This is a genomic window from Pseudomonas sp. SDT291_1_S447 (assembly GCF_054070155.1).
Genome location: NZ_JBSVXS010000151.1, coordinates 1 through 10,502, shown reverse-complemented (window position 1 = coordinate 10,502; position 10,502 = coordinate 1). Strand labels below are relative to the sequence as shown.

9 protein-coding genes are annotated in these 10,502 nt (G+C 59.3%); 8 read left to right on the top strand and 1 reads right to left on the bottom strand.

Translation table 11 applies throughout. The features are described 5' to 3' along the window. Positions 1-2,195: RHS repeat-associated core domain-containing protein (locus tag ACW9IR_RS26515; RefSeq protein ID WP_457465596.1), on the top strand; the 2,195-nt coding region annotated here is incomplete at its 5' end. Continuing rightward, the gene (locus tag ACW9IR_RS26510) at positions 2,192-2,608 is read left to right on the top strand and encodes a hypothetical protein (RefSeq protein WP_223026404.1); all 417 of its coding nucleotides are present in this window, start codon (positions 2,192-2,194) and stop codon (positions 2,606-2,608) included. The genes ACW9IR_RS26515 and ACW9IR_RS26510, both read left to right, overlap by 4 nt. An 89-nt stretch (positions 2,609-2,697) precedes the next feature. Here ACW9IR_RS26510 and ACW9IR_RS26505 read toward each other — a convergent pair whose 3' ends face one another. After that, entirely contained in the window at positions 2,698-3,429 is a 732-nt protein-coding gene (locus ACW9IR_RS26505) for a tellurite resistance TerB family protein (RefSeq protein ID WP_457465594.1), read from the bottom strand. A 177-nt stretch (positions 3,430-3,606) separates the two neighbouring features. On the opposite strand from ACW9IR_RS26505, the gene ACW9IR_RS26500 reads away from it, so the two are divergent. The 6 genes from ACW9IR_RS26500 to ACW9IR_RS26475 all read left to right on the top strand — a co-directional run bounded on the left by ACW9IR_RS26500 (position 3,607) and on the right by ACW9IR_RS26475 (position 10,416). Next, a complete protein-coding gene (locus ACW9IR_RS26500) occupies positions 3,607-4,521 on the top strand; it encodes a LysR family transcriptional regulator (RefSeq protein WP_007949637.1) in 915 nt (304 codons plus the stop codon). Between the two features lie 132 nt (positions 4,522-4,653). Further along, positions 4,654-6,111 carry a gamma-aminobutyraldehyde dehydrogenase gene (locus ACW9IR_RS26495; protein ID WP_150749650.1) on the top strand — a complete coding sequence of 486 codons (1,458 nt, stop codon included), beginning with the start codon at positions 4,654-4,656 and terminating at the stop codon, positions 6,109-6,111. Positions 6,112-6,194: 83 nt separating this feature from the next. Then, on the top strand, positions 6,195-7,346 hold the full coding sequence (gene ydcS / locus ACW9IR_RS26490) for a putative ABC transporter substrate-binding protein YdcS (RefSeq protein WP_457465592.1): 1,152 nt from the start codon (positions 6,195-6,197) through the stop codon (positions 7,344-7,346). A gap of 278 nt (positions 7,347-7,624) precedes the next feature. Next, a complete protein-coding gene (locus ACW9IR_RS26485; protein WP_110721204.1) occupies positions 7,625-8,662 on the top strand; it encodes an ABC transporter ATP-binding protein in 1,038 nt (345 codons plus the stop codon). 16 nt (positions 8,663-8,678) lie between these two features. Then, positions 8,679-9,599 carry an ABC transporter permease gene (locus tag ACW9IR_RS26480; protein WP_007908947.1) on the top strand — a complete coding sequence of 307 codons (921 nt, stop codon included), beginning with the start codon at positions 8,679-8,681 and terminating at the stop codon, positions 9,597-9,599. Then, positions 9,589-10,416: an ABC transporter permease gene (locus ACW9IR_RS26475; protein ID WP_457465589.1), complete on the top strand. Its 828-nt coding sequence runs from the start codon at positions 9,589-9,591 to the stop codon at positions 10,414-10,416. The genes ACW9IR_RS26480 and ACW9IR_RS26475 overlap by 11 nt, the downstream gene beginning before the upstream one ends. Positions 10,417-10,502 lie beyond the last annotated feature (86 nt).

The following is a 10,502-nucleotide window of genomic DNA, read 5'->3' as shown; positions in this document are numbered from 1 at the left end:
TGCCCGATGGCGGCCAGCGCAAGTATCGTTACGACGCACTGGGTCGGCAGATCACACGCCAGGAAGAATCCGGCGCCGTTACCCAATACCAGTGGGACGCCGCTAATCGCCTCGCCCAAGTCACACTGCCGGGCGGCGCAACCCGGGCGTTTACCTATAACGCCTATGGCAAAGTCACCGCCGAACGCGATGAACTAGGCCGCATTACCCGCTACGAGTACGCCGACAACCTGCATCTGGTCAGCCGCCGCATCAATCCCGACGGCAGCCAACTGCGCTATCGCTACGACAACTCGCGCCTGCTGCTGACTGAAATCGAAAACGAGCGCGGCGAGCATTACCACCTCGACTATTACGCCAATGGCCTGATCCAGCAGGAAACCGGCTTCGATGGTCGCCGCTCGGCTTACGAGTACGACCTCAACGGTCAACTGCTGAAGAAAACCGAGTTCGGTGACGATGGCAGTGAACTGGTCACTGAGTATCAGCGCGATGCTGCTGGTCGGCTGCTGGTGAAAACCTTGGCCGATGGCAAAGAAATCCATTACGGCTATGACGCTCTCGGCCGTTTGGTGAACGTCGACGACGGGAACTGGCCGCTCGCCTACGAATATGACCTGCAAAATCGCCTGATCACCGAACATCAAGGCTGGGGGACAACCCGTTACGAATACGACAGTGTCAGCCAGTTGAAACACTGCCGCCTGCCTGACGGCAGCAAACTCGACTACCGTCACCAACCCGGCGGGCAACTCAGCAGCATCGACCTCAATGGCTCACGCCTGACCTCTCACCAGTTCAGCGCCGGTCGCGAACAACAGCGCCAGCAAGGTCTGCTGCTCAGCCAATACCAGTACGACGAGCAAGGCCGCCTGCAAGCACACACCGTCGGCCAGCGAGACAAAAGCCTCTTCCAGCGTCGTTATAACTACGACGCCAATGGCAATCTCGCGGGTATCGATGACAGCCGCAAAGGCAACCGCAGCTATCACTACGACCCGCTCGACCGTCTGATCAGCGTACGCGGTGCCACACCGGAAAGCTTCGTCCATGATCCGGCAGGTAACCTGCTCGGCCAGAACAACGAAGGCACCACCAACCTCGCCAACGTAAAAGGCAACCGCTTGCTGATGCAGGGTGATCGTCACTACGAGTACGACGCGTACGGCAACCTGAGTCGTGAGCGTCGTGGGACCGAGCAGAAACTCGTCACCGAATACCGCTATGACTGCCAACATCGCTTGATCGGCGTCAGCCTGCCGGGCGGCAACACTGTGTCTTACACGTACGACGCCTTCGGCCGACGTATAGAAAAAACCGTCGACGGCTACACCACCGAGTTCCTGTGGCAAGGCGAAAGACTGATCGCGGAAAGCGCCGAAAACCGTTTCCGCAGCTACATCTACGAACCGGGCAGCTTCCGCCCATTGGCGATGCTCGATGGCGAAGGCCCACGTAAAGCCACGCCGTTCTATTACCAACTCGACCACCTCGGAACACCGCAGGAACTCACCGATTACAGCGGTGAGATCATGTGGTCGGCGAAGTACCGGGCCTACGGTAATCTCGCGGCGCTGGACGTCAGCGAGATCGATAACCCGTTGCGCTTTCAGGGTCAGTATTTCGACGTCGAAACGGGGCTGCATTACAACTGCCACCGCTACTACAATCCCGGAACCGGACGGTTTTTGACGCCGGATCCGATCAAGCTTGCTGGCGGATTGAATAGCTACCAGTACGTGCCGAATCCGACGGGGTGGGTGGACCCGTCAGGGTTAGCCAGTGGCCCGGTCACCTGCCCTCAACCGGTTGCCGGTGGCAAATGGGAATTCAATCCGAAAGTGGATCTGGATTGGAGAAAGGGTGCAGGTACTCCCCATGATCAAATGACCACCGGGCTGAACGAAGCATTCAAGAGAACGGGTGTACCCAGAGATGAATTTACACCGACCAAATGGGGAAAAAGTCAGGAAGGGAAGTCGTTCCCCACGGAATGGCGGGTGCTGACAGGAAAAAACAAAGGCGCTGAAGTCAACATAGATGATCCTCGGCTGGTTCCATCCAGCGACGGCCCGGCAGATCCTCACATTGGTTATCAGACACCTGGCAAACGAGGTGGAGGCGGGGCCGTTCGAGGACACATCATGCTTGATTTCGTGCCGGTTTCACGGGCAAGAATTGGAGACCCTCAATGAACTATCTGGCGGAAGAAATCGACTCGACCCTTGCAGAACATGCTCTGGAACACAGAAAACTTGGCAGTGAAGAACTCAACGAAATGATTTCAACTCTGCGAAACCATTTTTTTGATTCCGGAGCCAAGGCGCTAGACCCGGTACATCTGAAAAACCCTGAAAAGGCACATGATCCTGATTTCTGGCAAAAAGTGGATCAGTTAGAGGATCTTCACAAGCCGATTCTGATCGTTACGGACAACGAGGTTCATGCCTGGGAGTTGCACTCGACGAGCGATCTCAAGACTCTTTTTTCCGAAACGACCGGTTTTCCCTTCTGGATAACTGACATCAATCATGGCTACATCGCCTATATGGATGACCACGACTGCGTGCATTCACTCCACCGTCAAGCCATCCAGGCGGCGCCATAGCTCTAAAAGGGATACGTCACCATTGAACCGTGGCGTATCCCGGTGTGTAAAACGATGCAACGGACCTGTTTTGTCAGCAGGATCCGGATTCAGGCCAACTCCTGACGCACCTGCTTCTCCAACTCCACCTTCAACCCCGGCTCCAGCTTCAACTGCCGCGCCAGTTCATCCAGATAGCTCTTCTCCATGAAGTTCTCCTCATCCACCAGCATCACGCTGGCGATGTACATCTCCGCCGCCATCTCCGGAGTACTCGCGGCGCGGGCGACATCGGTCGGGTCGAGGGGTTTGTTGAGCTCGGCGTGCAGCCAGTGTTGCAGTTCCTGGTCGTTGTCGAGTTTGGTGAATTCGCCTTCGATCAGTTGGCGTTCACGATCATCAATGTGGCCGTCGGCCTTGGCGGCGGCGACCAGCGCTTTGAGAATGGCCTGACTGTGTTGCTCGGCTTGTGCCGGCGGCAAGCGGTCGAGGGTCTGCGGTTCGCGTTGTGGAGCGGTGCCTTTCTGCGCGTTGTAGTTGCCATAAGCCTTGTAAGCCAGCACACCTAGCGCCGCGAGGCCGCCGTAGATCGCGACCTTGCCGCCGACCTTGCGCACTTTCTTGTTACCGAGCAGCAAGCCCATCGCGCCAGCCGCTAACGCACCGCCACCTGCACCTGACAGCAGACTGCCGAGGCCACCGGAGCCTGAAGCGCCGCCGAGCAAGCCGCCCAAGCCGCCCAAGCCGCCGCCGGCCGATTTGTTCTGCGTTCCGCCAGCCTTGTTCTGCAACAGATCCTGGCCGGATTTGAGTAGTTGATCGAGCAATCCACGGGTGTTCATGTTCCGCCTCCAAACAGGGGTTATCCGGATCTATAAGGCCCTCAGCCTAGTTCGAAAGTGCCCCTGCCCGGACCGCGAGTGTGCTTCCAGATGTTGCTTGCCCTGCAGAAGTCCTTCGCAAAAATAGATATACACTCAGGCCAATCTATAAAAACCGCCCACTGGGTAGGCTCCCTCATGATGACCCTGCGTCAGATTCGTCACTTCATCGCCGTGGCCGAAACGGGCTCGATCTCCGCCGCCGCGCAAACCGCATTCATTTCCCAATCGACCCTGACCCTGGCGATCCAGCAACTGGAAGAGGAAATCGGCGTCAGCCTGTTCAGCCGCCATGCCAAGGGCATGACGCTGACCCATCAGGGGCATCAATTCCTACGCCAAGCGCACCTGATTCTCGCGACCGTGGACAACGCCAAACGCAGCCTTCAGCAAAGCACCGACCAGGTTGCCGGGCAGTTGATCGTCGGTGTGACCAGTCTGGTTGCCGGTTATTACCTGGCAGATTTGCTTACCCGGTTTCAACGTGCCTACCCCAACGTCGAAATCCGCGTGATGGAAGACGAGCGCCCTTACATCGAGCATTTGCTGGTCAGTGGCGAGATCGATGTCGGCGTGTTGATCCTTTCCAACCTGGAAGATCGCCACGCTTTGCAGACTGAAGTGCTGACCCACTCACCGCACCGTTTGTGGCTGCCGGCCCAGCATCCACTGCTGGAACACGACAGCATCAATCTCGCCGACGTCGCCCGCGAACCGTTGATTCAACTCAACGTCGATGAAATGGATCGCAACGCCCAGCGCTTCTGGCGCGGTTCCGGACTGCAACCGAAGATCACTCTGAGAACAGCGTCCACCGAAGCCGTGCGAAGTCTGGTCGCCGCCGGTTTGGGCGTGTCGATCCAGCCGGACATGACTTACCGCCCGTGGTCACTGGAAGGCGACATCATCGAAGCGCGGCCCATCGCCGACCTCAACCAGACCCTCGACGTCGGCCTGGCCTGGCGCCGTGGCACCGCGCGCCCGGCGCTGGTCGACCCATTCCTCACCGTGGCCCGCGAACAACCCCACGGCGGACGCAAGCCATCTATTTAATCGAATGCTGCCTTCAGTATTTAGAATTTGTCGACCTCGGAGCCGCGCACTAGTCTTGCTGCATCTATAAGACGGTCGGCTCCCCGGTTTCAGGGAGCAACAATGGCCACACAAGAAAAGAGATCGCGGAAAATGGCTGGCGCGCAGACCCCGATGTGTACCGCGTTGTTGATCGATGGCGAACTGGTCGCCGGGGAAGGTTTTGTCGAGCCGATTCTCAACCCGGCCACCGGTGAAATCCTTACGCACATCGCCGAAGCCAGCACCGAGCAAGTCGAAGCCGCCATCCTCGCCGCCCACCGCGCCTTCGCCGAATGGTCGCGCACCACGCCGCAGCAACGTTCGAATCTGCTGCTCGACATCGCCAACGCCGTGGAAAAACACGCCGATCACCTCGCCCGCCTCGAATCGCTGAACTGCGGCAAGCCGTTGCACCTGGCGCGTCAGGACGATCTGACCGCGACCGTCGATGTATTCCGCTTCTTCGCCGGCGCGGTGCGTTGCCAGACTGGTCAGTTGAGCGGCGAATACCTGCCGGGCTACACCAGCATGGTGCGGCGCGATCCGATTGGCGTGGTCGCCTCGATTGCACCGTGGAATTACCCGATCATGATGGCCGCGTGGAAAATCGCCCCGGCTCTCGCCGCCGGCAACACGCTGGTGTTCAAACCGTCCGAACACACACCGCTGTCGATCCTCGCCCTGGCGCCAGCGCTGGCCGAAATCCTTCCGCGCGGGGTGATCAATATCATCTGTGGCGGCGGCGAAGGCGTCGGCAGTCATTTGGTCGGCCACGGGAAAGTGCGCATGGTCTCGCTGACCGGCGATATCGTCACCGGACAGAAAATCCTCCAGGCCGCCGCGAAAACCCTGAAACGCACGCACCTCGAACTCGGTGGCAAAGCCCCGGTGATCGTCTGCAACGACGCCGACATCCAGGCCGTGGTCGAGGGCGTGCGCACCTACGGTTACTACAACGCCGGGCAGGACTGCACCGCCGCCTGCCGGATCTACGCGCAAGCCGGGATTCACGACAAATTGGTCGCCGAACTCGGCGCCGCCGTCAGCAGCCTGCGCTTCGCCGGCAAACGTGACGCTGACAACGAGATCGGGCCGCTGATCAGCACCCGCCAGCGTGACCGCGTCGCCAGTTTCGTCGAACGCGCCCTCGGTCAGCCGCACATTGAACGGGTGACTGGCGCGGCGGTGCATTCCGGCGCCGGTTTCTACTATCAACCGACGTTGCTCGCCGGTTGCAAACAGAGCGACGAAATCGTCCAGCGCGAAGTGTTCGGCCCGGTGGTCACCGTGACCCGTTTCGACGAACTCGCGCAGGCCGTCGACTGGGCCAACGACTCCGAATACGGCCTCGCCTCGTCGGTCTGGACACAGAATCTGGACAAGGCCATGCAGGTTGCCGCGCGCCTGCAATACGGCTGCACGTGGATCAACAGTCATTTCATGCTGGTCAGCGAAATGCCCCACGGTGGCCTGAAACGTTCGGGTTACGGCAAAGACTTATCCAGTGATTCGCTGCAGGACTACAGCGTGGTGCGGCACATCATGGCCCGCCACGGCCAGCATCTCTGACTACGCTAATAACAAGCCGTTAACGGCATGCTTCACCGCGTTCACAACTGCCCCGACCATAATTTAAAGAAGAGGGTTCAACCATGTTCGTGCACAAGACCGCATTGCTCAGTGCAATCACCACGGCCCTGCTGGCCAGCGCCAGCCTGCAAGCTGCCGAGCCGTTGAAGGCTGTCGGCGCTGGCGAAGGTCAGCTGGATATCGTTGCGTGGCCGGGTTACATCGAACGTGGCGAGAGCGACAAGGCTTACGACTGGGTCACCGGTTTCGAAAAAGAAACCGGCTGCAAGGTCAATGTGAAGACCGCCGCCACCTCGGACGAAATGGTCAGCCTGATGGCCAAGGGCGGTTACGACCTGGTCACCGCGTCGGGCGATGCGTCGCTGCGGTTGATCGTCGGCAAGCGTGTGCAACCGATCAACACCGCGCTGATCCCAAACTGGAACACCCTCGACCCGCGCCTGAAAGACGCGCCGTGGTACGTGGTCAACAACCTGACTTACGGCACCCCATACCAGTGGGGCCCGAATGTGTTGATGTACAACAGCAACGTATTCAAGACCGCGCCGAGCAGTTGGAGCGTGGTGTTCGCCGCGCAGAATCTGCCCGACGGCAAGCCGAACAAAGGCCGCGTGCAGGCTTACGACGGCCCGATTTATATCGCCGACGCGGCGCTGTATCTGAAATCGACCAAGCCTGAACTGGGCATCAAAGACCCGTACCAACTCACCGAAGATCAGTACAAAGCCGTGCTCGATCTGTTGCGCGCGCAGCAGCCGTTGATCCACCGCTACTGGCATGACACCACGGTGCAGATGAGCGACTTCAAAAACGAAGGCGTGGTGGCGTCGAGTGCCTGGCCGTATCAGGTCAACGGCCTGATGAACGAGAAGCAGCCGATTGCTTCGACCATTCCGAAAGAAGGCGCTACGGGTTGGGCTGATACCACCATGTTGCACGCCGAGGCCAAGCACCCGAACTGCGCGTACAAGTGGATGGACTGGTCGCTGAAGCCGAAAGTCCAGGGTGATGTGGCGGCGTGGTTTGGTTCGTTGCCGGCGGTGCCGGCGGCGTGCAAGGAGAGCGAATTGCTCGGCGCTGAAGGTTGCAAAACCAACGGCTTCGACCAGTTCGACAAGATCGCCTTCTGGAAAACCCCGCAGGCTGAAGGCGGCAAGTTTGTGCCGTACAGCCGCTGGACCCAGGACTACATCGCGATCATGGGTGGCCGTTAAGTCCGGGAACAACTCGGTCGAGCTCCCTTTCCCCCTCGCCCCCCTGGGGGAGAGGGCTGGGGTGAGGGGGTAGCTTTTGACCTTGCCCTTGATCTCAGAGCAACGGCCAATAAAGCCACCCTCACCTCCCGCCCTCTCCCGGAGGGAGAGGGAGCTAAAAGCAGATCGCATCTCGTCCGCCGAATGTGTGAGCCAAGCAAACCGCAAAACGATTCAGATTTTTCAGAAGTCCAGGCAGGGCCGCTGCGACGGCCTTCGCCTTTTTGGAGCACCGCACCATGACGCTTGCAGTCCAGTTCACCAACGTTTCCCGGCAATTCGGCGACGTAAAAGCCGTTGACCGGGTTTCCATCGATATCGAGGACGGCGAGTTCTTTTCCATGCTCGGCCCTTCCGGCTCGGGCAAAACCACCTGCTTGCGCCTGATCGCCGGGTTCGAACAACCGAGCGCCGGCTCGATCCGTATCCACGGCGCCGAAGCGGCCGGTTTGCCGCCGTATCAACGCGACGTCAACACGGTGTTTCAGGATTACGCGCTGTTCCCGCACATGAACGTCCTCGACAACGTCGCCTACGGTCTGAAGGTCAAAGGCGTCGGCAAAACCGAACGGCACAAGCGCGCCGAAGAAGCCTTGGACATGGTCGCCCTCGGCGGTTACGGCGCACGCAAACCGGTGCAATTGTCCGGCGGTCAGCGCCAGCGCGTGGCCCTCGCCCGCGCCTTGGTCAACCGTCCGCGCGTGCTGTTGCTCGATGAGCCTTTGGGTGCGCTCGATCTGAAACTACGCGAACAAATGCAGAGCGAACTGAAGAAGCTGCAACGCCAGCTCGGCATCACCTTCATCTTCGTCACCCACGATCAAACCGAAGCGCTGTCGATGTCCGATCGCGTCGCCGTATTCAACAAGGGCCGCATCGAACAGGTCGACACACCGCGCAATCTGTACATGAAACCGACCACCACATTCGTGGCTGAATTCGTCGGCACCTCGAACGTGATTCGCGGCGATCTGGCCCGCCAAATCAGCGGCCATCCGCAGCCGTTTTCGATCCGCCCAGAGCACGTGCGTTTTGCCGAAGGCCCACTGGCCAGTCACGAAATCGAAGTCAGCGGTCTGCTCCACGACATCCAGTACCAAGGCAGCGCCACCCGTTATGAATTGAAGCTGGAAAACGGCCAGACCCTGAGCATCAGCCACGCCAACAATCAGTGGATCGACAGCAGCGCGCAGCATCAGACCGGCCAGCGCCTGAGCGCGCGTTGGGCGCGGGAAGCGATGATTCCGTTGCACGACACCGTGGCGAGCGGGGTGTGACATGAACACGCTCGCGATGACTGCATCGCCGCCGTTGCGCCGGTTTTCCAACCTGCTCTACCGCAAGCCCAACCTGTACTTGTCGATGCTGCTGGTGCCGCCGCTGCTGTGGTTTGGCGCGATCTACCTCGGCTCGCTGCTGGTGCTGTTGTGGCAGGGTTTCTACACCTTCGACGACTTCACCATGGCGGTCACTCCGGACCTGACCCTGGCGAATTTTGCCGCACTGTTTCAGCCGTCGAACTTCGACATTATCCTGCGCACGTTGAGCATGGCCATCGTCGTGTCGATCGCCAGCGCCATCGTCGCGTTCCCGATTGCCTACTACATGGCGCGCTATACCACGGGCAAAACCAAGGCGTTTTTCTACATCGCGGTGATGATGCCGATGTGGGCCAGTTACATCGTCAAGGCGTATGCGTGGACGTTGCTGTTGGCCAAGGGCGGCGTGGCGCAATGGTTTGTGCAGCACCTTGGATTGGAGCCGGTGTTGCAGTTCATTCTGGGGATTCCCGGCGTCGGTGGCAGCACCTTGTCGACCTCGCATCTGGGGCGGTTCATGGTGTTTGTCTATATCTGGCTGCCGTTCATGATCCTGCCGATTCAGGCGTCGCTGGAACGTCTGCCGCCATCGCTGTTGCAGGCCTCCGCTGACCTTGGCGCCAAGCCGCGTCAGACCTTTATGCAGGTGATTTTGCCGCTGTCGATTCCGGGCATCGCGGCGGGTTCGATCTTCACGTTTTCGCTGACCTTGGGTGATTTCATCGTGCCGCAACTGGTCGGGCCGCCGGGCTACTTCGTCGGCAGCATGGTGTACGCGCAGCAAGGTGCGATCGGCAATATGCCGATGGCCGCCGCGTTTACGTTGGTGCCGATTGTGTTGATCGCGGTTTACCTGTCCATCGTCAAACGACTGGGGGCTTTCGATGCGCTCTAATTCAGAAAAGCAGGGGGAGAAAGCCTCTCTAAGCCTGAAAATCGCAGCCTGGGGCGGGTTGGTGTTTCTGCACTTCCCGATACTGATAATCTTCCTCTATGCCTTCAACACCGAAGAAGCCGCGTTCAGTTTTCCGCCGAAGGGCTTCACGTTGCACTGGTTCAGCGTGGCGTTTTCGCGACCGGATGTACTGGAGTCGATCAAGCTTTCATTGCAGATCGCAGCTATCGCCACGTTGATTGCGATGGTGCTCGGCACCTTGGCTTCGGCAGCGTTGTACCGCCGGGATTTCTTCGGCAAACAAGGCATTTCACTGATGCTGATTTTGCCGATTGCGCTGCCGGGGATCATTACCGGGATCGCGCTGCTGGCGACGTTTAAAACGCTGGGGATCGAGCCGGGGATGTTCACCATCATCGTCGGCCACGCGACCTTCTGCGTGGTGATCGTCTACAACAACGTCATCGCCCGCCTGCGCCGTACTTCGCACAGTTTGATCGAGGCCTCAATGGACCTCGGCGCCGATGGCTGGCAGACCTTTCGCTACATCATCCTGCCCAACCTCGGCTCGGCGTTGCTGGCCGGCGGCATGTTGGCGTTTGCGCTGTCGTTCGACGAAATCATCGTCACTACGTTTACCGCCGGGCATGAGCGCACGTTGCCGTTGTGGCTGCTCAATCAACTGAGCCGGCCACGGGATGTGCCGGTGACCAACGTCGTCGCGATGCTGGTGATGATGGTGACCATGTTGCCGATTCTCGGCGCGTACTACCTGACGCGTGGTGGCGAGAGTGTCGCCGGTAGCGGCGGCAAATAACCGAATAACTGAAGAAACCGAATCCCGTGTAGGAGCTGCCGAAGGCTGCGATCTTTTGATCTTGATCTTCAAAGCAACATCAAAAG

Coding starts and splice junctions, on each gene's coding strand:
- ACW9IR_RS26510 (WP_223026404.1), top strand. CDS start 2,192: ATGAACTATCTGGCGGAAGAAATCGACTCGACCCTTGCAGAACATGCT.
- ACW9IR_RS26505 (WP_457465594.1), bottom strand. CDS start 3,429: ATGAACACCCGTGGATTGCTCGATCAACTACTCAAATCCGGCCAGGAT.
- ACW9IR_RS26500 (WP_007949637.1), top strand. CDS start 3,607: ATGATGACCCTGCGTCAGATTCGTCACTTCATCGCCGTGGCCGAAACG.
- ACW9IR_RS26495 (WP_150749650.1), top strand. CDS start 4,654: ATGGCTGGCGCGCAGACCCCGATGTGTACCGCGTTGTTGATCGATGGC.
- ydcS (WP_457465592.1), top strand. CDS start 6,195: ATGTTCGTGCACAAGACCGCATTGCTCAGTGCAATCACCACGGCCCTG.
- ACW9IR_RS26485 (WP_110721204.1), top strand. CDS start 7,625: ATGACGCTTGCAGTCCAGTTCACCAACGTTTCCCGGCAATTCGGCGAC.
- ACW9IR_RS26480 (WP_007908947.1), top strand. CDS start 8,679: ATGACTGCATCGCCGCCGTTGCGCCGGTTTTCCAACCTGCTCTACCGC.
- ACW9IR_RS26475 (WP_457465589.1), top strand. CDS start 9,589: ATGCGCTCTAATTCAGAAAAGCAGGGGGAGAAAGCCTCTCTAAGCCTG.